The organism is Mycobacterium sp. E787 (assembly GCF_001668725.1).
GTDB lineage: Bacteria > Actinomycetota > Actinomycetes > Mycobacteriales > Mycobacteriaceae > Mycobacterium.
Window position 1 is genome coordinate 139,402 of the sequence record NZ_LZKL01000012.1, and the last position, 24,531, is coordinate 163,932.

Annotated in this window: 25 protein-coding genes; 8 read left to right on the forward strand and 17 right to left on the reverse strand. The window is 68.7% G+C overall.

The genetic code is table 11. The features are described 5' to 3' along the window. Nucleotides 1–33 precede the first annotated feature (33 nt). Nucleotides 34–1,407 carry a PE family protein gene (locus A5705_RS01265; RefSeq protein WP_068274704.1) on the reverse strand — a complete coding sequence of 458 codons (1,374 nt, stop codon included), beginning with the start codon at nucleotides 1,405–1,407 and terminating at the stop codon, nucleotides 34–36. Between the two features lie 125 nt (nucleotides 1,408–1,532). Beyond that, nucleotides 1,533–2,573 (reverse strand): non-homologous end-joining DNA ligase, encoded by a 1,041-nt coding sequence (gene ligD / locus A5705_RS01270; protein WP_156762990.1) that lies wholly within the window; start codon nucleotides 2,571–2,573, stop codon nucleotides 1,533–1,535. Nucleotides 2,574–2,598: 25 nt separating this feature from the next. On the opposite strand from ligD, the gene A5705_RS01275 reads away from it, so the two are divergent. Further along, a complete protein-coding gene (locus A5705_RS01275) occupies nucleotides 2,599–3,669 on the forward strand; it encodes an ATP-dependent DNA ligase (protein ID WP_067881919.1) in 1,071 nt (356 codons plus the stop codon). A gap of 12 nt (nucleotides 3,670–3,681) precedes the next feature. Here A5705_RS01275 and A5705_RS01280 read toward each other — a convergent pair whose 3' ends face one another. After that, nucleotides 3,682–4,065 (reverse strand): hypothetical protein, encoded by a 384-nt coding sequence (locus A5705_RS01280; protein WP_231964370.1) that lies wholly within the window; start codon nucleotides 4,063–4,065, stop codon nucleotides 3,682–3,684. A gap of 126 nt (nucleotides 4,066–4,191) precedes the next feature. Next, nucleotides 4,192–4,521: a hypothetical protein gene (locus A5705_RS01285; protein ID WP_067881925.1), complete on the reverse strand. Its 330-nt coding sequence runs from the start codon at nucleotides 4,519–4,521 to the stop codon at nucleotides 4,192–4,194. Between the two features lie 119 nt (nucleotides 4,522–4,640). On the opposite strand from A5705_RS01285, the gene A5705_RS01290 reads away from it, so the two are divergent. Together A5705_RS01290 and A5705_RS01295 are read left to right on the forward strand one after the other, a co-directional pair. Further along, entirely contained in the window at nucleotides 4,641–5,090 is a 450-nt protein-coding gene (locus A5705_RS01290) for a hypothetical protein (RefSeq protein ID WP_231964371.1), read from the forward strand. Nucleotides 5,091–5,130: 40 nt separating this feature from the next. Next, on the forward strand, nucleotides 5,131–5,499 hold the full coding sequence (locus A5705_RS01295) for a hypothetical protein (protein WP_067881928.1): 369 nt from the start codon (nucleotides 5,131–5,133) through the stop codon (nucleotides 5,497–5,499). Nucleotides 5,500–5,614: 115 nt separating this feature from the next. On the opposite strand, the gene A5705_RS01300 is transcribed toward A5705_RS01295, so the two are convergent. The 9 genes from A5705_RS01300 to A5705_RS01340 all read right to left on the reverse strand — a co-directional run bounded on the left by A5705_RS01300 (nucleotide 5,615) and on the right by A5705_RS01340 (nucleotide 14,787). Further along, nucleotides 5,615–6,844 (reverse strand): cytochrome P450, encoded by a 1,230-nt coding sequence (locus tag A5705_RS01300; RefSeq protein ID WP_067881931.1) that lies wholly within the window; start codon nucleotides 6,842–6,844, stop codon nucleotides 5,615–5,617. A 30-nt stretch (nucleotides 6,845–6,874) separates the two neighbouring features. Beyond that, the gene (locus A5705_RS01305; protein WP_067881934.1) at nucleotides 6,875–7,780 is read right to left on the reverse strand and encodes a haloalkane dehalogenase; all 906 of its coding nucleotides are present in this window, start codon (nucleotides 7,778–7,780) and stop codon (nucleotides 6,875–6,877) included. A 1-nt stretch (nucleotide 7,781) separates the two neighbouring features. Next, on the reverse strand, nucleotides 7,782–8,267 hold the full coding sequence (locus A5705_RS01310; protein ID WP_067881937.1) for an NUDIX domain-containing protein: 486 nt from the start codon (nucleotides 8,265–8,267) through the stop codon (nucleotides 7,782–7,784). Between the two features lie 6 nt (nucleotides 8,268–8,273). Further along, complete coding sequence (locus A5705_RS01315; protein WP_067881940.1) at nucleotides 8,274–9,629, reverse strand: wax ester/triacylglycerol synthase family O-acyltransferase; 1,356 nt, start codon at nucleotides 9,627–9,629, stop codon at nucleotides 8,274–8,276. Nucleotides 9,630–9,670: 41 nt separating this feature from the next. Beyond that, nucleotides 9,671–10,747, reverse strand: coding sequence for an SDR family oxidoreductase (locus tag A5705_RS01320; protein ID WP_067881943.1), 1,077 nt, complete (start codon nucleotides 10,745–10,747; stop codon nucleotides 9,671–9,673). Nucleotides 10,748–10,823: 76 nt separating this feature from the next. Further along, complete coding sequence (locus A5705_RS01325; RefSeq protein ID WP_068274710.1) at nucleotides 10,824–12,626, reverse strand: long-chain fatty acid--CoA ligase; 1,803 nt, start codon at nucleotides 12,624–12,626, stop codon at nucleotides 10,824–10,826. Nucleotides 12,627–12,706: 80 nt separating this feature from the next. Continuing rightward, nucleotides 12,707–13,090 carry a DUF1330 domain-containing protein gene (locus A5705_RS01330; RefSeq protein WP_156762991.1) on the reverse strand — a complete coding sequence of 128 codons (384 nt, stop codon included), beginning with the start codon at nucleotides 13,088–13,090 and terminating at the stop codon, nucleotides 12,707–12,709. Nucleotides 13,091–13,105: 15 nt separating this feature from the next. Further along, a complete protein-coding gene (locus A5705_RS01335; RefSeq protein ID WP_068274715.1) occupies nucleotides 13,106–13,960 on the reverse strand; it encodes an alpha/beta fold hydrolase in 855 nt (284 codons plus the stop codon). Beyond that, the gene (locus A5705_RS01340) at nucleotides 13,957–14,787 is read right to left on the reverse strand and encodes an SDR family NAD(P)-dependent oxidoreductase (RefSeq protein WP_197517011.1); all 831 of its coding nucleotides are present in this window, start codon (nucleotides 14,785–14,787) and stop codon (nucleotides 13,957–13,959) included. Before A5705_RS01340 ends, A5705_RS01335 begins: the two co-directional genes overlap by 4 nt. Nucleotides 14,788–14,946: 159 nt before the next feature. Here A5705_RS01340 and A5705_RS01345 point away from each other — a divergent pair, with 159 nt between their 5' ends. Beyond that, entirely contained in the window at nucleotides 14,947–15,963 is a 1,017-nt protein-coding gene (locus A5705_RS01345; RefSeq protein WP_067881959.1) for an AraC family transcriptional regulator, read from the forward strand. 13 nt (nucleotides 15,964–15,976) lie between these two features. Here the strand turns inward: A5705_RS01345 and A5705_RS01350 are convergent, their stop codons facing one another. The 3 genes from A5705_RS01350 to A5705_RS01360 all read right to left on the reverse strand — a co-directional run bounded on the left by A5705_RS01350 (nucleotide 15,977) and on the right by A5705_RS01360 (nucleotide 18,982). Beyond that, nucleotides 15,977–17,476, reverse strand: a complete 1,500-nt coding sequence (locus tag A5705_RS01350) for an NAD(P)/FAD-dependent oxidoreductase (protein ID WP_067881962.1) — start codon at nucleotides 17,474–17,476, stop codon at nucleotides 15,977–15,979. Between the two features lie 137 nt (nucleotides 17,477–17,613). After that, entirely contained in the window at nucleotides 17,614–18,045 is a 432-nt protein-coding gene (locus tag A5705_RS01355) for a hypothetical protein (protein WP_231982341.1), read from the reverse strand. A 79-nt stretch (nucleotides 18,046–18,124) separates the two neighbouring features. Then, nucleotides 18,125–18,982, reverse strand: a complete 858-nt coding sequence (locus A5705_RS01360) for an SDR family NAD(P)-dependent oxidoreductase (RefSeq protein ID WP_068274766.1) — start codon at nucleotides 18,980–18,982, stop codon at nucleotides 18,125–18,127. Between the two features lie 96 nt (nucleotides 18,983–19,078). On the opposite strand from A5705_RS01360, the gene A5705_RS01365 reads away from it, so the two are divergent. The 4 genes from A5705_RS01365 to A5705_RS01380 all read left to right on the forward strand — a co-directional run bounded on the left by A5705_RS01365 (nucleotide 19,079) and on the right by A5705_RS01380 (nucleotide 22,701). Next, a complete protein-coding gene (locus A5705_RS01365) occupies nucleotides 19,079–20,149 on the forward strand; it encodes a dihydrodipicolinate reductase (RefSeq protein WP_067881969.1) in 1,071 nt (356 codons plus the stop codon). Nucleotides 20,150–20,219: 70 nt separating this feature from the next. Beyond that, nucleotides 20,220–20,993: an SDR family NAD(P)-dependent oxidoreductase gene (locus tag A5705_RS01370; protein WP_067881972.1), complete on the forward strand. Its 774-nt coding sequence runs from the start codon at nucleotides 20,220–20,222 to the stop codon at nucleotides 20,991–20,993. After that, nucleotides 20,990–21,595 (forward strand): TetR/AcrR family transcriptional regulator, encoded by a 606-nt coding sequence (locus A5705_RS01375; protein ID WP_067881975.1) that lies wholly within the window; start codon nucleotides 20,990–20,992, stop codon nucleotides 21,593–21,595. Before A5705_RS01370 ends, A5705_RS01375 begins: the two co-directional genes overlap by 4 nt. Next, complete coding sequence (locus tag A5705_RS01380; protein ID WP_068274721.1) at nucleotides 21,592–22,701, forward strand: hypothetical protein; 1,110 nt, start codon at nucleotides 21,592–21,594, stop codon at nucleotides 22,699–22,701. Before A5705_RS01375 ends, A5705_RS01380 begins: the two co-directional genes overlap by 4 nt. On the opposite strand, the gene A5705_RS01385 is transcribed toward A5705_RS01380, so the two are convergent. Next, a complete protein-coding gene (locus A5705_RS01385) occupies nucleotides 22,698–24,140 on the reverse strand; it encodes a hypothetical protein (RefSeq protein WP_068274769.1) in 1,443 nt (480 codons plus the stop codon). The genes A5705_RS01380 and A5705_RS01385 overlap by 4 nt on opposite strands. Nucleotides 24,141–24,531 lie beyond the last annotated feature (391 nt).

Consider the following 24,531-nt stretch of genomic DNA (forward strand, 5'->3'; position numbering starts at 1 on the left):
GGCATAAGGCAATTCGACAGCACTGCCGTCCGGCTACGCCAACCCGTTCATCCCGTTCAGGCCGAACAGCAACCCGCCGGTGCCGCCCTGGCCCCCGGCGCCTGTCGTCGTGCCGGACCCGCCGTCGCCCCCGTTACCGCCGTCTCCGATCAGGAAGGCGCTGCCGCCCGTGCCGCCGGTACCGCCGGCATTCAAGGAATTGCCGCCGGTGCCGCCGCCACCGCCGGAGCCGTAGAGGAGGCCGCCGTTACCGCCGCCCCCGCCATTGCCCCCGGCGCCGAGGCCGACCCCGCCAGTTCCTCCTACACCGCCGTGGCCGAACAGCAGGCCGCCTGCCCCGCCGAACCCACCGGCGCCACCAAGGCCGCCGCCGGGCGTAAGGGGGCTGCCGCCGCCGACGCCGCCCGTCCCTCCCGTGCCACCGGAACCGAAGAGGAGGCCGCCGTTGCCGCCGTTGCCGCCGCTGCCCCCGTTGCCCACCGACGTGACGACGGCGGACCCGGTGCCCCCGGCGCCCCCGCCGCCGCCGGAGCCCAAGAGGAGGCCACCGTTGCCGCCAATGCCGCCGGCCCCGCCGGTGCCGGCAAGGGCGAACCCGCCGGTGCCCCCGATGCCGCCGGTGCCGAACACACCACCGGTGCCACCAGCGCCACCCATCCCGCCATGGCCGTTGACGAGCTGTGTGATCCCGCCGGTGCCGCCGGCACCGCCGGTGCCGAACAGCCCGGCAGCCCCGCCGGTGCCGCCGATCCCGCCATTGCCCGCCCCTTGGTTCCCGCCAGTTCCTCCTACACCGCCGTGGCCGAACAGCAGGCCGCCTGCCCCGCCGTTGCCGCCGGCGGTGCCGGACACCGCTCCTCCTGCGCCGGCTCCGCCGGGGCCACCGTTGCCGATCAGCCCGGCACCCCCGCCGTTACCGCCGTTCTGACCGAACGCGCCGGACCCGCCGGCCCCGCCGTCGCCGTACAATATGCCGCCGGCACCGCCATTGGCCCCGGTCCCCGGAGCCGCATTGGCGCCATTGCCGACCAGCGGGCGCCCGAACAATGTCAGGAAGGGCAGATTCACGAAGCCGAGCAGATCCTGCGCTATCGTCTGCGCCGGATTAGCCATAAACGCCGCAGCATTGGCGGCCTCCGCACCAGCATAAGATTCCGCAACGGTGGTCAACGCCTGCACAAACTCGTCATGAAACGCCGCCGCCTGCGCGCCGAGTGCCGCAAAGCCCTGGCCGTGGGCGGAGAACGCCGCCGCGATGGCCGCCGACACCTCATCCTCGGCCGCGGCCAGAATCCCCGTCGTCGGGAGCGCCGCGGCTGACTCGACCGCGTTGAGTGTCGAACCGATATTCGCCAGATCTTTTGCCGCCACCGCCACCAGTTCCGGCGTCGCGATCACAAACGACATGGGACACCTCCCACGCGTCATAACCCGTGCGTCACGGCGACCCGGAATCGCCCGGCCCAGCATCAGGTCACACGCAGATTCGAATCATATCGCGGTGGGGACAACCGAATCCGGGTTTGCACGCGTCAGTTCGATTTGTTTTTCCTGGTTAGATCGGTATTCCGCGACGGCTGCACGCGTTTGGGCTCGCCCGGCATCTTCGGGTAGTTCGGCGGATAGGGCATATCGCCAAGTCCCCGCTCTGCGTCGGCCTCGGCCATCTCCAGCAGCGGAGCGATCGAGTGGGCCATGTCGTCCATCCCGGCCCACGGGTCGTCCCGGCTCTTCAACAGGTCGGGCACGGTCGCCATCGTGTAGTCGTCGGGGTCGGCGCCCGCCAGCTCGTCCCACGTCAACGGCGTGGACACGGTCGCTATCGGCGTGCGCCGCACCGAATACGGCGATGCCATGGTGCGGTCGCGGGCGTTCTGGTTGAAGTCGATGAAGATCCGCTCGCCCCGTTCTTCTTTCCACCACGACGTCGTCACCGCGTCCGGCGCGCGCCGCTCGATTTCGCGGGCCAGCGCGATGCCCGCCCGACGCACCTCGACGAAGCCCCAGTCCGTTGCGATGCGCAGAAACACGTGCACCCCGCGGCCCCCGGAGGTCTTCGGGTACCCGACCAAACCGAGTTCGTCGAGCAGCGGCCGCAACACGTCGACCGCGACCGAGCGCGCGTGCTCAAAACCGGTGCCCGGCTGCGGATCCAGGTCGATGCGCAACTCGTCGGGATGATCGGTGTCCGGACACCGCACCTGCCACGGATGCAGCGTGACCGTGCCCATCTGCGCCGCCCACACGATCGCCGATGGGTGGGTCACCTTCAGCGCGTCGGCGGTGCGCCCCGACGGGAAGGTCACCCGGCACGTCTCCAGGTAGTCGGGATGGTGCTGCGGGACCCGCTTCTGGTAGATCTCCTCGCCGTCGATGCCGTCCGGGAACCGCTGTAGATGGGTGGGCCGGTCACGCAAGGCGGTCAGCATCGGCCCGGGAGCGACGGCCAGGTAATACTCGACCAGGCGGCGCTTGGTGCCCTGCGACCCCAGCGCGGGGAAGTACACCTTGTCCGGGTTGGTCACCCGCACGGAGATGCCGTCGACGTCGATTTCCTCCGCTGCAACCGCCACATGTCGATTCCAGCACAATGAACCAATGGACTTGCCCGTCATGCCGCCGGTGTCCCCGATGCTCGCCAAACCGGTCCGGACGTTCCCGCCGGACGCGTCGTACGAGCCCAAGTGGGACGGGTTCAGGTCCATCTGCTTCCGCGACGGCGACGACGTCGAGCTCGGCAGCCGCAACGAGCGCCCGATGACCCGTTATTTCCCCGAACTGGTCGCGGCGGCGCGGGCCGAGCTGCCGCAGCGCTGCGTCGTCGACGGCGAGATCGTGGTCGCGACCGACCACGGCCTGGACTTCGAGGCGCTGCAGCAGCGGATCCACCCGGCCGATTCGCGGGTGCGGATGCTGGCCGAGAAGACGCCGGCCTCCTTCATCGCGTTCGACCTGCTGGCGCTGGGCGACGACGACTACACGCGGCGCCCGTTCAGCGAACGGCGGGCGGCCCTCGTCGACGCCCTGGAACGCTCCGGGCCCTCGATCCACGTCACGCCCGCGACCACCGACCTGGACACCGCGCAACGGTGGTTCGAGGAGTTCGAGGGCGCCGGACTCGACGGCGTGATCGCCAAGCCGCTGACCCTCACCTACCAGCCCGACAAGCGCGTCATGTTCAAGGTCAAGCACGAGCGGACGGCCGACTGCGTCGTCGCCGGCTACCGGGTGCACAAATCGGGCGGCGACGCGATCGGCTCGCTGCTGCTCGGGCTCTACACCGACGACGGCCAGCTCGCGTCGGTCGGCGTGATCGGCGCCCTGCCGATGGCGGAACGGCGGCGGCTGTTCGCCGAATTGCAGCCCCTGGTAACCAGTTTCGAGCGCCACCCGTGGAACTGGGCCGCGCACGAGGCCGGCGAACGGACGCCGCGCAAGAACGAATTCTCGCGCTGGAACGCCGGCAAGGATCTCTCGTTTACACCGCTACGCCCCGAGCGGGTGGTCGAGGTCCGCTACGACCATATGGAAGGCCCGCGGTTCCGCCACACCGCGCAGTTCAGCCGATGGCGCCCCGACCGTGACCCGCGTTCGTGCACCTACGCGCAACTCGAACAGCCGGTCACCTTCAGCCTCGGCGACATCGTGCCCGGCCTCGGGCCCAACTAGGGCTCCGCCCGATCACGCGTGGGGGCAGAAGATCCCGAGGATCTGCTGGCAGTTGTCCCTGTTGATCAGGCCGGGTGGCGCCGGCGGGGGCGGCGGCGGCGGGCTGTCGCCCTCGAAAATCATGTTGGCGACGTTGCCCTGCCCCGGGTACACGTACCAGTACGTGTGGCAGACATTCGGGTCCCACCGCACCGGGTCGACGCGAAGGTTGCCGGTCTGCACCGGGGGGTCGCCCGGGCACCAGTGGCAGGGTCCCTGCGGGTGGTCGTTCGGGCAGCCCGGCCACGCGCCACCGGGATTGGCCCCGGCGCTACCGACGGTCAGGCCCAAGCCGGCCACACCCATGCCGCCGGCCACCAGTGCGGTGGTTGCAGCGCGCGCGATTCGTCGTGCCACGGAACGAACGTTGTTCATGATTGCCCTTTCCCGGTGCTCTGGGCCCTCGCGGGCCGCGTTATTGCGCCATTCGACATCGCCCGCATCGCTACCGGTCCCAACCCGCGCCGGGCGGCGGCGAAGCTGCTACGGACACATGAACGCGATCGGCGGGCACCCTCGCGGCGTGATCGCTTCCGGCGGAGGATTCTCTCCGTCCCAAATGGACATGGGCCGGCCCTGGCTGGTCACGTTGCCCATCCCGTAGTTGGCCGGGTACCAGGTGTGGCACACGCTCCAATCCCAGTCGATCAGGCCGTTGACCACGTAGGGCATGTTTTTGGGATCCCCCGGGCACCACCGATGCGGGCCGTCGGCGTGGGCGGCGCCCGCACCCAGCGCAAGCCCTCCCGCCGCCAGCCCACCCGAAAGCAGCACGCCGGCAAGGATCGATTTCAGGGTGCGGGTGCCGTCCATGGGGATTCCTCTCGCCGCTGTGCGCCGTAAAGTACAGCCGCCCACTTGCGAAATTCTTGCGAATGCCGCGCCGAATTGAAATGGCCGAATCGGCTTCCCCACCCCATTAAGCTGTCGTGATGCTGAATATCGCCGCGCTGTTCGTCGCCGGCACCGCCGAACTCGACGAGAACGGCGCAATCCGCGCCACGGGCATACCCACCACGTGGTTTCGCGTCGAGCAAATGCCTTTGACGGCAGGGGTTCCGGTCGTCCTGGTGGTGCACGCGCGCGCCGGCGGCGACTACGACGCCGAGCTCCACGTCGTGTGCAAAGACCCCGCCGGGGTGCCGCGCGGCAGCCTCCAGGCGTCGTGGCACTGGCCGGACGATGGCGACCGACCCTCCAAGTACCGCTGCTTCACTGAAATCCTCACCTTCCCCGTCGAAGCTGAAGGCGAGTACACCATCGGCGCCTATTACGACCCGCAGGGAAAGATCGAAATGGCCACGCCCGTCCCGATTTCGATTGCGCTGACCGCGGCCAGCCCGGCCGGCGACACCGGGGACGGTAACGATGCCGAAGGCTAGACGGCGTTTATCCCTCGGGTGAAGCGGGCACGCGAAGAAGATGTCAGTAACACCGTTCAAAGACCTGCCGCTGGCCGACCGCGACCGCAAGTGGGACGGTGATTCGGCCGAGAAACGCGTCCGCAAATGGGCTGGCGCACAGGACAAACCAAATCAGAAATACCGCGACGCCCACATCTGGTACGACAGCGGCAAGAAGGACAACTTCACCGCCTACAAGCTGTTGTTCGCCGACGTCATCGGCGGCGAACTCAAGGCGGTGCCGCGGGGAATCATGATTGCCGGCGCGATCATGGACGGCGCTCGCGGCGGCATCGATCTGCCGAAGTCCGACGTCGGCCGCGTCAAAAGCCACCTGGCGAAGTACTACAAGAAGATGGACGAGAGCGCGCCGTGGGAGCGCGGCTAGGCCTTGCGGCGGGGCGCGCCGTCCGCGAGAGTGCGCAGTTGCACGCGAATCCCGGCGTGTCGCCGTGCAGACACGCACGGTCGCGGGGTGGGCCGGGCGCGCCCGGCTGCGCCCACTAAACGGAGACCATCAGCTCCGACAACCCGCGCAGCGTGACGTTCGCCTTATAGCGCGGCTCGCCGGTCAGACGCGCGTCGGGGAAGCGTGCCGTCACCGCCGACAGGGCAGCTGCGGCCTCCAGGCGGGCCAGCGGCGCGCCGAGGCAATAGTGGATGCCGCGGCCAAACCCCAAGTGCCGCAGGGTCCCCCGGTCCGGATCGAAGCTGTCGGGCCGGTCGAATTCTGCGGGATCACGCTGGGCCGCGGCGAGCAGGACCATCATGATGTCGCCCGTCGGCACGTCGACGTCTCCGATCGTCATGTCCGCGGCGGCAACTCGACCGGCCAGTTGCACGGGCGGGTCATAACGCAGCGTCTCCTCCACGATCGCCGGGGCGCGACCCGGGTCGGCGCCCAACGCAGCCCAGTGCTCGGGGCTGCGCAGCATGGCCAAGATCGCATTACCGATCAGGTTTACCGTTGTCTCGTGTCCGGCGATCAACAGCAGATTGCAGGTGGAGACGATTTCGTCCTCGGTCAGCTGATCGCCGGACTCCTCCACCGCGACCAGGCCCGACAACAGGTCGTCGCCCGGCCGCGACCGGCGCCGCTCGATCAAATCGTGGAGATAGCCGCGTAGCCCCCGCACCGCCTGCATCCGCTCATTCACCACGTCCGGGGGGACGCCGGTGATCGTCGAGAACGGGTCCAGCGCCTGCGCCAGCACCGCCGACGCCTGGCTGAATTGCGGCTCGTCGTCCAGCGGCACACCGAGCAACCGGCAGATCACCGCCACGGGCAGCGGGTAGGCGAAATCCTCGACGACATCGAACTCGCCCTTCTCGGCGATCCGATCAAGCAGTCCGTCCACCAGCGCGATGATTCCGGGCTCCAGCGCGCTGACCACCTTCGGCGAGAACGCCTTGGCGACCAGCTTGCGCAGCCGCGTGTGATCGGGTGGATCCAGGAACAAGAACCCCGGCGGGAACGGCCGGGGCTGCACCAACCCCGCCTCGAGCTGCCGCTTCGCGACCGTCGAGTTCATGTTGCTGCTGCTCGACGACGGATGCCGCAACACCTCGTCGCAGTCCCGGTAAGCCGAGAACACGGCGAGGTTGGACCGCGGCAGCTGCAGCGGTCCGCGGTCGCGAAACTGTGCCAGGAGCAGATACGGATCGGCCCGGTTGGCCGGGTCGAGCAGCTGCAGCAGCAGCCCCTGCGATTCGGCCTGGGCGGCGGTCGTCATGCTCACATTCTGCCCGCCCCGACGGCCGGCTCAGCGGCGCAAGAACTCCGCGATGCGGCTGGCCAATTCCTCGCCGGCATCCTCCTGCAGGAAATGCCCGGCGCCGCGGATCGTCGGGTGATCGATACCCTGCGCGCCACGCATCTCGCGCTGGAAGATCGCGGCCATCGGCCCGGTGATGGGATCGCGGTCGCTGAACGCGACCAGCATGGGCGTCGGGCTGACGGCCAGCTTGGCCCACGCCGCCTTGTTGGCCGCCGCGGCGGGGTCATCCGGTGAGGTCGGCACCAGGCCGGGCATGGCGCGCGGCCCCGCGCAGTACGCGTCGTCGGGGAACGGCGCGTCGTAACCGGCGCGCACCTCGTCGCTGAGCTGCTGGCGACACCCGCCCTGCACGAACCAGCCGATGTCCAGCTTCGGCGCGGTCGTGATGGCCTCGCGGAATCGCCACCAGACGTCGGCCATCGGCTGCTCGCCGTTCGGCAGGCCGGTGTTGGCGACGACCAGCCGCGCGAACCGTTCGGGATGCTCGGCCGCCAGGCGCAAACCGATCAGCCCGCCCCAGTCCTGGCCCACCACGGTGACATCACGCAGGTCGAGGACATCGAAGGCGACGGCGCGCATCCATTCGACATGGCGCGCGTAGCTGTGGTCTTCGCGGCGGGTCGGCTTGTCGGACCGGCCGAACCCGACCAGATCGGGACAGATGACGCGGTGCCCGGCGGCAACCAGTATCGGAATCATCTTGCGGTACAGGAACGACCAGGACGGCTCGCCGTGCAGCATGAGGACCGGTTCGGCGTCCTGTGGCCCGTCCTCCACCCAGGCGACCCGCAGCGTGCCGCCCTCGCCGTCCGCTATCTCGCAATACCTTGGCGCATAAGGGAAGTCGGGCACGTCGTCGAATCGCTCGTCGGGGGTGCGCAGCGTTTCCATGTCAAGTCCCTTCGCTCAGTCCGGCCAGTGCGGGATGTGCCAGCAGTCGATCGAGAAATGGGCGCTGACCCTTGAGCAGCTTCGCGCGCGCCCGCGCCACGGTAAACCAGCCCACCCGGTCGATTTCGGGGAATTCGCGCATCCGGCCCGATCCCTTCGGCCACTCCATTTCGAAGGTGTTGCTGTGCGCGTCGGTGACGTCGACGTCGGCCTCGACGGCGAAGGCGGTGATCACCTTGCCGCTCGGTTGTTTCAGGGCGCCGAACTCGATGCGCGGCCCGCACGGCAGCGGCAGCCCGAGCTCCTCGTGGAACTCGCGCCGCGCGACCGCCCAGGGGTCCTCGCCGTCGGTGTACTCGCCCTTCGGGATCGACCAGGCGCCATCGTCTTTGCGGGCCCAGAACGGGCCACCCGGATGGGCGATCAGGACTTCGACGACCCCGTTGACGGTCCGATACACCAACACACCCGCGCTGAGCTTGGGCATCAGCTTTCAGACACCGACGGCCACTTCGAGATCCTTGAGCGACGACTCCAGATGCGCGAGCAGGCGCTGCAGGTGCGGAACGCTGCGGCGGCAGCCGACCAGACCGAAGTCGAGATTGCCGGCATTGCTGATAAGGGTGATGTTCAGCGCCTGCCCGTCCAGGATGGCCGACAGCGGGTAATTGCCGTCGAGCCGCGCGCCCCCGCAATACAGCTGCTCCTGCGGGCCGGGCACGTTGGAGATGACGAGGTTGAAGGGCGGCGACGTGGAATTCACCCAACCCGGAACCGCGGCCAGGGCCAGCGCACTCATGTTCATCGCCGAGAGCGCCAATGCCTGGACCCGCGGCAACTCGGAAAACACCTTCTTGTTGCTGCGCATCGACTCGCTGACGATCTGCAGTCGCTCCGCCGGATCCTCGGCGTCGGTGGCCAGGTTGCACAGGATCGCGCCGACGAGGTTGCCGCCGGCGTCGGCCTCGTCCTCCCTGCGCAGGCTCACCGGGACCATCGCGATCAGGGGCGTGTCCGGCAGCGCGTTCTGCTCGAGCAGGTAGTAGCGCAGCGCGCCCGAGCACATCGCCAGGACGACGTCGTTGAGGGTCACCCCGGCGGCCCGCTTGACGGCTTTGACGCGGTCCACCGACCACGACTGGGCCGCGCACCGGCGGGCGCCCCCGATCTTGACGTTCAACATGGTGCGCGGTGCGCCGAAGGGCAGCGTCAGCTGCTGTTCGAGCAGCGCGGCGCGGGCCAGCGACACCGTCGAAGGGCCAAGCGCCGCAACGGATCCCGCCGTCTTGAGTAACGAACCCAAGCGGGAGGTGGGGCTGGACTTGTGCTTGCGGCGGGGCAGGCTCCACAGCGCGCGAATCTCGCGGTCGTCGGGGTCGGCCGACAACGAGCGCTGCACCAGCTTCTGCGCGGAAACGCCGTCGATGAGCGCGTGATGCATTTTGCAGTACATGGCGAACCGGCCGTCCTTCAGCCCCTCCACCACATACAGCTCCCACAGTGGCCGGTGGCGGTCGAGGAGGCTGGTGTGCAGCCTGGAGGTCAGCTCCAGCAGTTCGCGGACCCGGCCCGGTGACGCCAGCGCCGAGCGCCGAACGTGGTAGTCGACGTCGACCTCGTCGTCGTAGGCCCACGCCAGCGGGGCTATGCCACCCAGAACCGTGGCGGGGTGCTTACGGAACGTCGGCTGGAATTCGTCGCTGGCAACCAGGGCGTCGGTGAATTCCCGCACGAAGTCCGGACCGGCGTCCGGCGGTGGCTCGTACAACTGCAGCCCGCCGACGTGCATGGGGTGTTCGCGCGATTCCCCCAGCAGGAAGACCGCGTCGGTGGGCATCATCAGTTCCATCCACCAATTAGACCGCGAAGCGGGTGGCACGCGAAGCTCTCTTAGAACATCGCCGCCGACCCGACTTCGGGATGGCCGCGCATGTACTCCACCAGCCGATCGACGTAGTCGGGGAACGGGGGTGCCTGGATGCCGCTGCCGGCGAGGTCGGCACGGCAATGGTCGGTCGCATAGGTGGTGGGGTGCGCGAAGTAGTCCACCGCTTCGGGAGGGATCCGCATCAGGCGGTAGAGGCCCGGAACGTGAGCCAGGGACGCCTTGGCCAGCCCGCGCGGCAGGGGGACCTTGATGAGTTCCCGGCCGGTTGCCTCGGCGAGGGTCACCGCCATCTCGTCGACGGTGAGCGGGTGCGGATCCGCCACTTGATAGGTCCGGCCCTCGGAAGCGGGAAGGCCACTGAGATATCCGACCGCATCGACGACGAAGTCGCGCGGGACGACGTTCACCCGCGTCGCGGTCGGGTCGCCGGCCACCGGCAGGATCGCGCGCCGGGGCTGTCGCATCAGCCACTGCATCACGAAGTAGGGCCCGTCGAACTTCTGCGTCTCGCCGGTGCGGCTGTCCCCGACCACGATCGAGGGGCGATAGATCGTGGCGGGCATGCCCGCGGACATGTGCCGGCGGACCTCCGCCTCGGCCTGGTTCTTGGTCTCCTCGTAGTAGTTGTTGAACGGCGCGCCGACCTCGAGGTCGTCCTCGGTGAACGAACCGGGGTAGCGACCGCTGACATAACACGTGCTGAAGTAGTGCAGGCGCGTCAGCAAGGGGCAGCGCTCCAGCGCGTCCAGCACGTTGCGGGTGCCGTCGACGTTGACCCGCATCGCCACGTCCCGGGCGACGGCCAGGTCGTAGGCGGCGGCGAGGTGCCATGCCTCGGTGACCCCGACGAGGGTGTCCGCGGCGAGGCCCAGCCCGGGCTGGGTGATGTCGCCCTCGGCCACCTGGATCCGGCCCTCCAGGAACGGATGTGCCGCGCCCAGTTCGGCCACCCGGCGATCGGCGAGCGCGGCGAATTTGGGCTGCACCAAACAGATCGCGGAGCTGTCAACGCGTTTCAGGATCCCCGGCAGCAACGCGCTGCCGAGAAAGCCCGGGAATCCGGTCATCAATACGGTCATCGCTGCACCTCTCTAGGATGAACTCCGGCTTGGTCCTCGGCGGTGACTCGGCGCGCTCTTGCGAGCGGCCCCGGCGTCACCGCTTGCTGTAGATCGCGTCGATCTCCTTGGCGAACCGCTCCGCCACGACGTTGCGCTTGACCTTGAGCGTGGGGGTCAACTCGCCGGTGAGCACCGTGAAGTCCACCGGCAGGATGCGGAACTTGCGGATCGATTCCGCGTGCGACACAGTCTGGTTGGCCTGCTTCACCGCCTGATCGATCTCGCCGACCAGATCAGGGTCGTCGATCAGGTCCGCGACGGACGCGGTGCCGTCCTTGCCGTGGTGCTGCTTCCACACGTCGAAGCCTTCGGGGTCGATCGCGATGAGGGCGCCGATGAACGGCCTGTCGTCACCGACCACCATCGCCTGGCTGATCAGCGGGTGGGCCCGCAATTGGTCTTCCAGCACGGCCGGGGCCACGTTCTTGCCGCCCGCCGTCACGATGATCTCCTTCTTGCGCCCGATGATCGACAAGAACCCGTCGTCGTCGACGGACCCGAGGTCACCGGTGTGGAACCACCCGTTGACGATCGCCTCTGCTGTCGCGCTCTCGTTGTGCCAATAGCCGTCGAACACCACCCCGCCGCGCACCAGAACCTCGCCGTCGTTGGCGATCGCCATGCTGTTGCCCGGCAACAACTTTCCCACCGTTCCGAGCCGCTCCTCACCGATCTGGTTCACGGTGATCGCGGCGCTGGTCTCGGTGAGGCCATAGCCCTCGTAGATCGTCAGCCCGGCGCCCCGGTAGAAGTGGCACAGCCGCTTGCCCAACGGGGCCCCGCCGGAGACCGCGGCATGGCAATCGCCGCCGAGCGCGGCGCGCAGCTTGCCGTACACCAGCCGATCGAACAGCGCGTGCCTGGCCCGCAGCCGCCAGTCGGGGCCGCCGGAGTCCTGCGCCGTGCTCCACTCGATCGCCGTGCGGGCGGCCACATCGAAAATCAGGCCCCTGCCCCCGTCGCGGGCCTTCAATTCGGCTGCGTTGTAGACCTTTTCGAAGACCCTGGGCACCGAGACGACCACCGTGGGCCTGAAGACGGCCAGCGTCGGGAGCAGGTTCTTGATGTCGCTCGTGTAGCCGATGGTGACCTTGTTGGCGAACGCCGACATCGACAGCGAGCGCGCCAGCACGTGGGCGAGCGGCAGGAAAATCAGCAGCCGTTCACCCTTGCGCAACAACGTCGGGAAGCAGGTCGCCGCGCCGCGAGTTTCGTACAGGAGGTTGGAGTGCGTCAGCCGGCAACCCTTGGGGCGCCCCGTCGTGCCCGACGTGTAGATCAGCGTTGCCGGGTCGGCGGCCCGCAACCCCGCCAGGCGCTCGTCGAGTTGGCCGCTTTCCACCGCCTTGCCGGCCTCGGCGAGCTCGTCGAGTGCCGCGGCCCCGCCCGACTCCAGGTACAGGATCTTGCGCAGGCTCGGCAGTTCGTCGCTGAGTTCCTTGACGAGCCGGGCGTGCCCATCGGTCTCGGCGATCACCAGCACCGCTCCGGAGTCCTCCAGCACCCAGCGCACCTGTTCGGCCGACGACGTGTCGTAGATCGGCACCGTGACCGCTCCCACCGACAGGATCGCGTAGTCGAGGATCACCCACTCGTAGCGGGTGGCCGACAGGATCGCCACCCGATCGCCGGCCTGCACGCCCTCGGCGATCAGGCCGAGCGCGGTCGCGCGGATCTGCTGGGCGGCCTCGGCGCAGGTCACATCGGTCCACACGTCGCCGATGAGGCGCCGAAAGATCACCTGATCGGGGTCGTCCCGTTCGTGCGAGTACACACTGCTGACGATGCTGTCGTGGTCGTCGACGGTGAAGCTTGCCGGAACGCTGAATTCACGCATGAACTAAAGACGCTAACCGCCTTGACCGTGGGCTTCCTAGTGGTCAAAAGTCCCAGCATCAAGGGCCTATTGGCGGCCGCTCACACCGCCAGCGACCACTCCGAGGTGGCGATCAGGTCGCCGCGGTCCAATCCGGCGGCCCGGTGCTCGTGCACCTCGGCGTATTCCGGCGTCGTCACCATGTCGATGAAGGCCTGGGGCGTCGGGTATTCGACGATGAGGATCGCGTCCCACCACGGCCTTTCGCCCTCACCGATGACGAACGCCGGCGCGGTGCCGGCATAGCGGACGGTGGCGCCGACGCGTTCGAGATGCGGCGCGACCTCCCGCCCGTACCGCTGGTAGGACTCCAGGCCGCCTTCGGCCTTGAACTTCAGCAGGTTGACCATCAAAACCGGCGCGTCGGCCGGCCGGGCGGTGAGCGCCGAGAACTGCTCTGCGGTGGGCGCCATGACTGTGCTCACGTCAATCTCCTTGTGTTAGTTGGATTTCTGAACGTTCAAGCCGACCCGCTCGCGCAGGAACGGGACGACGAACCCGGCAACGCGCTCGGGCTGTTCGAGCCAGGACCAGTGACCGACGCCGGGCAAGATCTCCACCTGCGCGCGCGGGAACACGCGGAGCTGGCGTTCGGCCTGCTCGACGGGGATATAGACGTCCGCGGCGCCGAACACCACCAGCGTGTCCGGATCGCGTTTGCGCAGCGGTTCGACGAGCCCGTCCAGGTCTTTTTGCCGGGTGGAGCGGTAGAGCCTCAGCACGGCGCGCTTCGTCCCGCGCGGGAGCAGGTGTTCGGTGATCCGGTCCGCCCATTCCGGGGGCAGCCCCGGGTTGTCATGCCCGATCACCAAGCGCACCAGGCGGCGGGTGGCCGTCCGCATGAACAGTTCCCCGGCCACCGGAGTGCGCCATACGTGCGCCAACCGGTGCCACTTGTAGTCGAGCAGCACCCCGGTGTTGATCGAGGTGACGCTGGCGACGTTTCCCGGATGGGTCGCGGCCCAGGTCAGCGCGATCGGTCCGCCGAAGTCGTGGGCGACCAGGTGCACCCGTGCGATGCCGAGCCGGTCGATGAGCCCGCCCAGGTGTGCGGCATAGCCGGCCAGCGTGTAGTCCTGATCGTCCCTTTTGTCCGCGCCGCCGAACCCGGGCAGGTCGGGTGCGACGACCCGGGCGAACTCCGCCACGGGTTTCATCAGCGGTTCCCAGTCGCTGCCGGCGTCGGGGTTGCCGTGCACGAAGACGACGGCCTCGTCGTCCGGCCCGGTGCCGCCGATCAGCACCGGTGAGCGGACACCGTCGACGTCGACCGTTCGTACCTCGAATCCGGTCACCGCCCCGTCTCCTTCACCTCGGCGTCCATGCGCCGCCGGTATGTGTCGCGGGTGTCCATGTCGGCCTCGGCCATGATGCTGTCCGCCCGCAGCGCCCGCTTGATCCGATCGGCGATGGCCGGCGGTGTTCCTGCCACCAGCCGCGCGATCGGCCCGATCTCCCGCGGGACGAACACCTCCTCGCGTCCCGTGCGGAGGGCGTCGATGATCGCGTCGGCGACCGCTTCGGGGCCGACTACCCTTGTGCCCCTTGCCTTTCCGAAGCCACTGATCATGTCGGTGCGGATCAGGCCGGGCATGACGACGGTGGTGCGCACGCCCGTACCGCGGGTCTCTGCCCGAATCGCCCGGGTAAACCCGACGACGGCGTGCTTCGTGGCCGCGTAGGTCGCCCCGCCGGCGGTCGCGATCTGCCCGGCCGACGAGGCCAGGTTCACGATGTGGCCGTGCCGCCGGGGGACGAAACGCCGAAGTGCCAGCCGGGTTCCGGTGAGCACGCCGCCGAGATTGATCTCCACCAGCCGTTGAGTGTCGTGGGGGTCTTCGTCGATGAACGGGCCGATCGGCGCGATGCCGGCGTTGTTGATGAGCGCCTCGAGGGGGCCGACGCGTTGTTCCGCCTCATCGAGGAACGCTTCGAAGCTCTGCGGGTCGCGCACGTCGAGTGGCAAGCCACTGGCCCCCGCGCCCAACTCGTCGGCGACCGCTGCCACCAGGGCGCCGTCGATGTCACCGATGACCACTGGCATGCCTGCGCGCAGGCAGGCCTCGGCGGTGGCGCGGCCGATGCCGCGGGCTCCGCCGGTGATGGCGACACGGAAAGCCATGTCCGTTCTCCTCATCCACAATCGCCGCTCTTCACGACGACTCCACGATCCCGCGCCGATGCGGTCGCCGTCTTGACACTTCGCGACAGCCTTTTGACACTTCAAGACACGACCACCGGCCCTTGACATGGTGTCGCCGCGCGCTGAAGGGTCAATCACATGTCCGTGGTCCGCGGGACGGCGCTCTCGAATTACCCGAGCCTGGTGGCCGAACTGGGCGGCGACCCGGCGAGCCTGCTGCGCGCGGCGGGCATCCGGCAGCAGGACGCCGGCAACTACGACACGTTCATTCCCTACCTCGCGGCGATACACGCGATCGAGTCCGCCGCCCAGGCCACGAACACCCCCGACTTCGGGCGGCGGCTGGCGCAACGGCAGGGCATCGAGATCCTGGGTCCGGTCGGCGTGGCGGCCCGCACCGCCGCAACCGTCGCCGACGCGTTGGCGATCTTCGGCACGTACATGGCGGCCTACAGCCCGGTGATCGGTATCCGCGTGCTACCGCTGCCCGACCCGGAGCTGTCGTTCCTGACCGTCGAGTTTCTCCTCGACCACGCGCCGCCGCACCAGCAGACCACCGAACTGGCGCTGGGTGTTTCGCTGAGGGTGTTCCGGCTGCTGATGGGCGCCGACTACACCCCGGTGAAGGTGCACCTGCCGCACGAACCGCTCACGCCGAGAGCCGACTACGTGCGGTACTTCGGATGCACGCCCGAGTTCGCCGCTCCGGCTGGGGGCTTCACGGTACGCACCGCGGACCTGAGCCGCCCGTTGCACCGCGATGACGTCGCGCACAAGGCCGTCGTCGACTACCTGAACGGCATCACCCCGCACGACGCCGGGATCGTCGAGTCGGTGCGGATCATCGTTCGTCAGCTGCTTCCCACCGGGGCGGCGACGCTCGACGTGGTCGCCAATCAGTTCAACGTGCATCCGAAAACGTTGCAGCGCAGGCTCGCCGACGAGGGCACCACGTTCGCCGCGCTGGTCGACCAAGTCCGCAGGGACGCCGCGGAGCGCTACCTGCGCGGCACCGCCATGAGCCTCAGCCACCTGGCCCGGGAACTGGGCTACGCGGAGCAAAGCGTGCTGACTCGCTCGTGCAAGCGCTGGTTCGGAACGGGCCCGGCCGCATACCGCAACAACACTCGCGCGCGGGCGATGGCGCGGGTGTGAGGGCCCGGGGCGGTCACGCGGTCAGCGCGGGCTCGCGGCCGTCGGCGGGCGATGGGGTCGCGAAGAACAGGTTCTTGTCCTCGACGGGGCCCTCGCGCAGCGTCCGGTAATCGGCGCGGTAGTCCATGCAGGTGCGCCACGGGCCTTCGACGCCCTGACGCGGGAACTGGTCGGCCGCCCGCTTGACGTAGCCGGCGGCGACTTCCAGCAGTGGACGGGTCGGCATGGATCCCGGCAGCCGCGGGTAGCAGATGGTGTCGCCGTGCGCGTCCATGCGGGCCAACAGCCGGCAGAAGTGCTCGCAGATCAGGCCGACCTTCAGCGTCCAGGACGAGTTGGTGTAGCCGAACACGTAGGCGAAGTTGGGGACATCGCTCAGCAGGAAGCCCTTGAAGGCCACCTTTTCCGACAAGTCGACGGGCGCGCCGTCCACCGTGAGCGTGATCCCGCCGAAGGCCAGCAGGTTCAGCCCGGTCGCCGTGACGATGATGTCGGCATCGAGTTCACGCCCGGATTGCAGCCGAATTCCCCGCTCGGTGAAGGTGTCGATCCGGTCGGTCACCACCGACGCCCGGCCGTCGCGGATCGCCTTGAACATGTCGGCATCCGGCACCGCGCACAGCCGCTGGTCCCACGGGTTGTAGGCCGGCTTGAAGTGTTCGTCGACCGGATAGCCGGCCGGCAGTTGCCTGGCGTTGAGGTGGCGGATCAGCCGCCGCGCGGCACGCGGGTACTGCTGGCACAGACGCCAGACGAACCGCTGCTTGGCGATGTTCTTCCGCCGGGTGATGGCGTAGGCGCGGTCGCGCCCGACGAGTTTGGGCAGCGTGTTGGCGATGCGGTCTTCCGACGGCACCGGCACGATGTAGGTCGGCGAGCGCTGCAGCATCGTCACGTGCCCGGCCGTCTCGGCCATGGCGGGCACCAGCGTGACTGCGGTCGCGCCGCTGCCGATGATGACCACCCGCTTGCCGCGGTAGTCCAGGTCGTCCGGCCAGTGCTGCGGGTGCACGATCTGTCCGGCGAACCGCTCCCGCCCCGGAAATTCCGGGGTGAACCCCTCGTCGTAGCGGTAGTAGCCGCTGGCGCAGAAGAACCACCCGCAACTCATGGTGATGTGCTCACCGGTGTCCTGGCGCTCGATCTCAACGAGCCAGCGGGCATCCTTGGTGGACCAGGCCGCGCTGATCACCTTGTGCCGGAACCGGATCGACCGGCCGATCCCGTTCTCGGCCACCGTCTCGCGCAGGTAAGCCATGATGGCGTCCGCGCTGGCGATGGCCTTGTCGTTCTGCCACGCCTTGAACTCGTAGCTGAAGGTGTGCAGGTCCGAGTCCGACCGAATCCCGGGGTAGCGGAACAGGTCCCACGTCCCGCCGATCTCGTCGCGGGCTTCCAGGATCGCGAACGTCTTGCCGGGCTGCAGGGTCCGCAGATAGTAGGCTGCGCCGATGCCGGAGATGCCGGCGCCGACGATCAACACGTCGACGTGTTCGATGCTGCTGGCGTTCATGGTGCTTCCTGTCCGGGTCGGGGGCTGGTGCTCACCCAACTGTGCGGCACCGCACGCCCGCCGGTATTGACACCGGAGGACAACCTTTTGATCTTTCAGGACAGGCGGCCACCCCTTGCCCGCCGCCGAATCGGCGATCACCCGACGGGCGCGATCCCCGCGTTCGAAATGGTGAAGCCGCGCCCGGACGTGACCGTGCACGAGATGCCGCTTTCTTCCGACCGGCAGCTGAAGGGGCCGAGCCCGGCCGTTTGGCCGTAGGGCAGGGTGGGCGTGCCCTGGCCCGCGTTGCCGAGGCAGGATTCCCCCGCGCACCGCTCGAACACCCCGTCGGGGGACATGTGCACCGACTGCGGCGGCGACATCGACTGGCAGTACGTCTCGTCGGGAATGCCACCGCCGCGTCGGTAGTCCAACTCGCAACTGATGTTGCGCGACGGGGACAGGAACGAACACCAAGTCTGGCTGCAGGCCGGATTGTCGGCGGCGGCCCGAGGCGTCCCGACGCCGCAGCCGACCGCGACGATCAGCAGCGCAGCCCAGCTCGCCGCAACGAATGTCCGATGCACGGCGCCTCCCAAAACCATTGCCGACCGCGAAAGTAACACCGGCGTCGAGCAACCGGGGGCATTTTTGCCCCGATGGTGGCTACAAGAGATCGGTGATCGTCTTCAGCCCCGCGTCGTAGAGCACACCGGGCAGCATGCCGCCGTCGCATTCGATCGTGGTGCCGTTGACGAAGTCGGCCTCACCGCCCGCCAGGAAGACGCAGACGCGGCCCACCTCCGCGGGCTCCCCGGCCCGGCGCAACGGGACTGCGGCGAAGTACTTTTCGCCGGTCGGATCGTCCTTCGGCAGCACGAACGACCGGAAGTTCTCGGTCATCGTCGGGCCCAGTGCGACGCAGTTCACCCGCACCTTGGGTCCCCACTCCTCGGCCAGCGACCGGGTCAGCTGGTTGAGCCCGCTCTTGGCCGCCCCGTAGGAGACCAGCGTCGGCGACCCCGCGGGGTGCCCGGCGCCGCTGGAGATGTTGATGATGCAGCCGATGCCGTCCTGGGTGCGCATCTGCCGGTACGCGCGGATCGCGAACCACAGCGGGCTGATGAGGTTCATCTGCACCGCGTACGCGTGAAACAGTGCCGTGCGCTCATACTCGTCGTCACTCGGCGGCGCGCCCTGAATCCGTTGCACGAGTTCGGGAATGCTTTCCGCGTGCGGCGCGGGCACCGTGCCGCCGGCGTTGTTCACCAGGATGTCGACGCGGCCGTGGGTGGCCACGACGTCGGCGACGAACGAGTCGATGGAGCGGTAATCGCCTTGGTCACAAACCTTTTGGTGGGCGCGTGCGGCCCAGTGCGCGTCGCTGCCCGGGATGGTGTCCAGCCGCGAACGGGAGCAACCGATGACCGTGGCGCCGGCGCGCAGCAATTCGTGGGCGATGCCGACGCCCACGCCGCGGCTGGTTCCGGTCACGATCGCGATCTTGCCGTCGAGGACGCCCATCGTCAGGCCTTCCTTGTCCATTGACAGTGACTGTCAGCGGGTCATACTGTGCCATTCCATCCGGTGGTGTGTAAAGGCGTGCGCTTGGGAGGCCCCATGAATCTCCGTGTCATTCAATGGGCGACGGGGGGAGTCGGCAAAGCCGCCATCGCATGCGTGCTGAATCACCCGCGGCTCGAGCTCGTCGGATGCTGGGTGCACAGCGCGAGCAAGGACGGCGTCGACGTGGGCGACATCATCGGGAAGTCCCCGCTCGGCGTCGCGGCCACCACCAACGTCGACGAGGTGCTGGCCCTCGACGCGGACTGCGTCGTGTACAGCCCCCTGATCCCCAACGACGACGAGGTAATCGCGATCTTGCGGTCCGGCAAGAACGTGGTCACCCCCGTCGGCTGGGTATACCCCGATCCGGCCAACCCGCGCCACCAGGCCGTCGCCGACGCTGCCGTCGAGGGCGGGGTGACGCTGCACGGTTCGGGGATCCACCCTGGCGGCATCACCGAGCGATTCCCGCTGATGCTCTCGTCGCTGTCGTCGGCGGTCACGCACGTGCGCGCCGAGGAGTTCTCCGACATCCGCACCTACAACGCCCCGGACGTCGTGCGCCACATCATGGGCTTTGGCGGCACCCCCGAGGAAGCCATGCAGGGGCCCATGGCAGGCCTGCTCGACGGGGGCTTCAAGCAGTCGGTGCGAATGATCGCCGACCACATGGGATTTCGCATCGATCCCAACATCAGGACAATCCAGGATGTCGCGGTGGCAACCTCCGACATCGACTACGCCCCGTTCCCGATCACCACCGGAACCGTGGCCGCGCGCCGGTTCCGCTGGCAGGCCCTCGTCGACGGCGAGCCGGTCATCACCGCCGCGGTCAACTGGCTGATGGGCGAGGAAAACCTGGATCCCGCCTGGGATTTCGGTGGGCGCGGCGAACGCTTCGAAGTGGAGATCACCGGCGACCCTACCGTCAGCCTCACCTTCAAGGGGCTGCAGCCGGAGACCATCGCCGAAGGGCTGGTCAAGAATCCCGGCGTGGTCGCCACGGCCAACCACTGCGTCAACGCCATCCCTGACGTGTGCGCCGCCGGGCCCGGCATCAAGACCTACCTGGATCTGCCGTTGTTCGCCGGCCGCCCCGCCCCCGACCTTGCGGCCACGCCATGACCGTGCTGACCGACGTGTGGCGAAAGCAGGAGGGGCGGGTGGGGGTTCGGCTGCAACCGGGACCCGTCGAATGACCTACTCCCACCCGTCCTCGATGCGCGGCCACGTCGCGGTCGTCACCGGTGCGGCGCAGGGCGTCGGCAAGGGCGTCGCCGCTGCGCTGCTCGAGCGTGGCGCCGAAGTGCTGCTGGTCGACATCCAAGCCGAGGTGCTCGACGCGACCACCGCCGAGCTCACGGCACTGGGGCGTGTCGAACGGCTGGTCGCCGATCTGCGCGACCCGTCCAGCGCGCAGCGGATCGTCGCGGCCGCGGTGGACGCCTTCGGCACCGTGCACGGCCTGGTCAATAACGCCATCGCCACCAACGAGCCGAAGCCGTTCGTCGACGTCACCACCGAGGACCTGGCGCTCGGTTACGACGTCGGTCCCCGCGCGACCTTTCTGCTCATGCAGGCCACGTACCCGCTGATGGTCGAGGCGGGCGGCGGGTCGATCGTCAACCTCGGCTCGGGCACGGGCACGGGTGGCGAGCCCCGGTGGGGCGGCTACGCCGCCGCCAAGGAGGCCATTCGCGGGCTGTCCAAGGTCGCCGCCCTCGAATGGGGGCGCGACAACATCCGCGTCAACGTCATCTGCCCGTTCGCCGAGTCCGACGGCGTCAAGCTGTGGAAGCAGTTCGCGCCCAACGACTATGCCAAGGCGGTCGGGCGCGTTCCGATGAAGCGCATCGGCGACGTCCGCACCGATGTCGGAGCGCTCGTGGCGTTCCTGCTCGGCAGCGACGCGACGTTCATCACCGGTCAGACCATTCACGTCGACGGCGGGATCGGCTGCTTCCGGTGACCGAGGGATCCCTGCGTGATCGGCAGCGCGCACAGATCCGCGCCGAAATCCGACGCGCGGCGTTTCGGCTGTTCATCGAGCGCGGCTACGACGCCGTCACGACGGAGGAAATCGCCACTGCCGCAGGAGTTTCCGCACGCACCTTCTTCCGCCACGTGCCGACGAAGGAGGACCTGCTGCTGGCCCCCGTGCGCCACGGCGGCGCCGCCATCGTCAACCTCCTCGAACAGCGGCCGCCCAGGGAATCGCCGGACGTCGCGCTGATCAATGCCATCGTCGCGCGGATCCGCTCGTTCGACCAAGCCGACGTCGAGGAATGGCGCGAGGCCCTGCTGGTCGCTCCGGGCCTGCTCGACAAGGCCACCATCCACACGCCCGCCGACAGGGAGCGCGCCGCCAAACTGATCGGCGAACGCATGGGCGCCAATCCCGAGGACGACATGCGTCCCGGCCTGCTGGTCCAACTCGCGTTCGCGGCTGCGGATTTCGCGTTCCGACGATGGGTCCGCCAAACCGGGGCCTCGCGGCCGCTGGAGCTCTACGTGACCGAGGCCCTCGACGCGGTCAAGGGCAGCCACTGGAGGAGGAAGCCGAAATCGTGAAGGACAACTACAAGGTCGCGGTCTGGGCCACCGGCGGGGTCGGGAAGTACGCGATCCGAACCATCGCCGACCGCAGCAACCTCGAACTCGTCGGGGTGTGGGTGCACTCGGACAGCAAGGACGGCAAGGACGCCGGCGAGCTCGCCGGCATCGACCCCGTCGGCGTTCTCGCCACCCGCGACGAAACGGAAATCCTTGGCGGCGAGGCCGACTGCGTGGTCTATGCCGCGCCCGCGCCACCGCGGATGAAGGAAGCCATCGGCGACCTGTGCCGGATCCTGGCCGCAGGGAAGAACGTGGTGACGACCGCGATACCGGGGCTGGTCTACCCGCGCGGTTCGCTGCCGGCCAAGGTGACCGACGCGATCCGCGGCGCCGCCGAGGCCGGCGGCAGCTCACTGTTCTCCAGCGGCATCGAGCCCGGGTTCGGCGCCGACCTGTTCCCGATCGCGCTGATGTCCATGTCGCACAAGGTTTATTCGGTGCGCGGCATCGAGATCACGAACTACTCCGAGTACCCGGCCGAATACGACATGCGTGAACTGTTCGGCTTCGGCCAGCCGCTGGACTATCGGGGCGGGTTGATGAGGCCCGGCGTGCTGCGCTGGGGCTGGGGCGCCGCGGTCACCATGGTGGCCGACGCGCTAGGGGTTGAGCTGGACGACCTCCGCGAGACGTGTGAGTTTCTACCCACCCCGCGCGACATCCCCACCGCGTTCGGGCTTGTCGGGGCGGGGACCGTCGGCGCCACCCGGGCGCGTTGCATCGGGGTCGTCGACGGCGTCGACGTCATCAACATCGAGCACGTCGACCGCATCGCCGACGACCTGGCCCCCGACTGGCCTAAGGGCCGCACCGGTGGAACCGACGGCATCTGGCGCGTCATCATCGACGGCGAACCGAGCTTCGACGCCGAGTTCGAGGTCGGGCATCGACCCGGCGACAGCCACAACGATCACGGCCTGCTGGCAACGGGCATGCGCGCGGTCAACGCCATTCCCCGGGTCTGCGAGGCGGAGCCGGGAATCGTTGACGCGCTGCACATCCCGCTCACGTCACCGGTGGGGGCGCTGCACCCGCACCGCGACGGGGTCTCGGCGTTCTAGAAGCCGCTGTCGCCCCCGCCACCGGAGTCGAATCCACCCCCGAAGTCCGACCCACCGGAGTCGAACCCGCCCCCGAAGTCCGAGCCGCCGGAGTCGAACCCGCCACCCCAGTCGTCGCCGCCGAAACCGGTGTCGCCGCCGCCCGAGTACTGGTAGCCCCCGTCGAAGCCGGCGTCGCCCTGCTGGCTGTCGTAGCCGCCGCTCGGGGCGCTGTCGAAGCTCTGATTCGCCTGTGCGGATTCCCATCCGGCGTCGAAACCCCGGTCGTAACTGCCGCCCCAATGGTCGTCGAGCATGGCGTCGATCAGCAGGACGTCGGCCAGGGCCCAGCCCCAGCCCGGCCCCCAGAACGCGTACGGGTAGTAGCCGGGGTAGAAAAACATCCCGTTGTACATGCCACCGGGGTAGTAGTTCGCGTAGCCGGGTTGCGGGGTGGTGCTGTAGTTGTTGTTGTTGATCGTCACGTACTCCCCGGTATTCGGGTTCTTCGCCCGCACCGTGGCCTGCCTGCGGTCGGCCTCCGGCACCGACGTCACGGCGGACACGTTGGGCCCGGGGTTCAGCTTCCGGTTGGCCTTTTCCACAGTTGACTGCACGGCCCGTAGGTGCGCCCGCGCCGCGGTGTAATCGCCCGCCTGGTAGGCCTTTCGGGCGTCGCCGAGACTGGCGTTGGCCTTCAGCGACTCGGCGCTGACATCGGTGTCGGCGTTGGCGATGACCGCATTATCGAGGTCGGCGACCTCGGATTCGGCGGCGATCAACTGCCCCTTGACCCATTCCCGGGCTTCGTTGTCCTTGCGGCGCTTGCGGCTTCGCCCCACGGCGAACCAGATCAGCCCGACCGCCGCCAGCGCGACGCCTACGACGATCAGCGCCGTCCACAGCGGAGCCCAGCTGCTGTGCTTGGCGCTGCCGACGGGAGAAGTCGTCACCGTGCCTCCGGACGCGTTGCTCACACCGGACAGCTTGCTGATGAAGTCGCTGGTGGCGCCGTACGGATCATTGCGGTGCTCCCTGGCCGACTGCCCGAGGAACGAGTCCACGCTGTCGGCGATCACCCTGGGCACGTTGTAGGCGCGCACGTGATAGCCCTTGGCGTCGATGACCAGGATGACGCCGCTGAACCCCGGATCGCGGCCCACGATGACGTTGTGGATGGCATCCGGGGTGGTCACCCCCGTCTGTTCGGGCGCCACAGCGGCCACCCAAACCGGCGGTGTACGGCTCCACGCCCACCGGCTGGTGAGGATCTGCTGGTTCAGCTGGTCGGGGTTCTGCAGCGGCGGGCGGGCCGCCGGGTCGGCCACCACGTGGGTCTGCGCACCGAACCGGTCCACCACCTGGTCGGTGTACGCGTCGGCCCAGGCTGGCGGCGCGAGCAGCATTGCCAACGCCGCGAGGACCGGGACCGCAAAGATCCCGCCGAATCGTCGTGTCACGTGCTGATCGAACCACACGGTGACACCTCGTGGGCGGCCGATGCACCGGCCGCCGACGAGGCAGCTCCTAGCTTCCGGGCGGCGGCCTATCCGCCGCCGCCACCTGCTCCTCCTCCGGCACCGCCTGCTCCTCCGCCCGCGCCGCCGGCAGCGCCGCCACCGCCGGGCGCGGAGTTCGAGTAACCACCGCCGTAAGGCACGCGCGCGGGCGCCGGTGGCGGCGGCGGCGCCGGGCTGGACGACGTCGGCGGCGCGGCCGGCGCGCCACCCGCCGAAATGTCCGCGGCCGCGACGCCGCAGCCGACTCCCAGGCCAACAACGACGGCACCGCCGAGCAGCGCGATTACCCTACGAACTTGAGATCTCATCGAATTCCCCCAATTGCCGATTT

What these genes read in the sequence shown, in the direction of transcription:
- A5705_RS01265 (WP_068274704.1), bottom strand. Translation starts at nt 1,407, where the DNA reads ATGTCGTTTGTGATCGCGACGCCGGAACTGGTGGCGGTGGCGGCAAAA.
- A5705_RS01275 (WP_067881919.1), top strand. Translation starts at nt 2,599, where the DNA reads ATGGACTTGCCCGTCATGCCGCCGGTGTCCCCGATGCTCGCCAAACCG.
- A5705_RS01285 (WP_067881925.1), bottom strand. Translation starts at nt 4,521, where the DNA reads ATGGACGGCACCCGCACCCTGAAATCGATCCTTGCCGGCGTGCTGCTT.
- A5705_RS01290 (WP_231964371.1), top strand. Translation starts at nt 4,641, where the DNA reads ATGCTGAATATCGCCGCGCTGTTCGTCGCCGGCACCGCCGAACTCGAC.
- A5705_RS01295 (WP_067881928.1), top strand. Translation starts at nt 5,131, where the DNA reads ATGTCAGTAACACCGTTCAAAGACCTGCCGCTGGCCGACCGCGACCGC.
- A5705_RS01300 (WP_067881931.1), bottom strand. Translation starts at nt 6,844, where the DNA reads ATGACGACCGCCGCCCAGGCCGAATCGCAGGGGCTGCTGCTGCAGCTG.
- A5705_RS01305 (WP_067881934.1), bottom strand. Translation starts at nt 7,780, where the DNA reads ATGGAAACGCTGCGCACCCCCGACGAGCGATTCGACGACGTGCCCGAC.
- A5705_RS01310 (WP_067881937.1), bottom strand. Translation starts at nt 8,267, where the DNA reads ATGCCCAAGCTCAGCGCGGGTGTGTTGGTGTATCGGACCGTCAACGGG.
- A5705_RS01315 (WP_067881940.1), bottom strand. Translation starts at nt 9,629, where the DNA reads ATGGAACTGATGATGCCCACCGACGCGGTCTTCCTGCTGGGGGAATCG.
- A5705_RS01320 (WP_067881943.1), bottom strand. Translation starts at nt 10,747, where the DNA reads ATGACCGTATTGATGACCGGATTCCCGGGCTTTCTCGGCAGCGCGTTG.
- A5705_RS01325 (WP_068274710.1), bottom strand. Translation starts at nt 12,626, where the DNA reads ATGCGTGAATTCAGCGTTCCGGCAAGCTTCACCGTCGACGACCACGAC.
- A5705_RS01340 (WP_197517011.1), bottom strand. Translation starts at nt 14,787, where the DNA reads ATGGCTTTCCGTGTCGCCATCACCGGCGGAGCCCGCGGCATCGGCCGC.
- A5705_RS01345 (WP_067881959.1), top strand. Translation starts at nt 14,947, where the DNA reads ATGTCCGTGGTCCGCGGGACGGCGCTCTCGAATTACCCGAGCCTGGTG.
- A5705_RS01350 (WP_067881962.1), bottom strand. Translation starts at nt 17,476, where the DNA reads ATGAACGCCAGCAGCATCGAACACGTCGACGTGTTGATCGTCGGCGCC.
- A5705_RS01360 (WP_068274766.1), bottom strand. Translation starts at nt 18,982, where the DNA reads ATGGGCGTCCTCGACGGCAAGATCGCGATCGTGACCGGAACCAGCCGC.
- A5705_RS01365 (WP_067881969.1), top strand. Translation starts at nt 19,079, where the DNA reads ATGAATCTCCGTGTCATTCAATGGGCGACGGGGGGAGTCGGCAAAGCC.
- A5705_RS01370 (WP_067881972.1), top strand. Translation starts at nt 20,220, where the DNA reads ATGACCTACTCCCACCCGTCCTCGATGCGCGGCCACGTCGCGGTCGTC.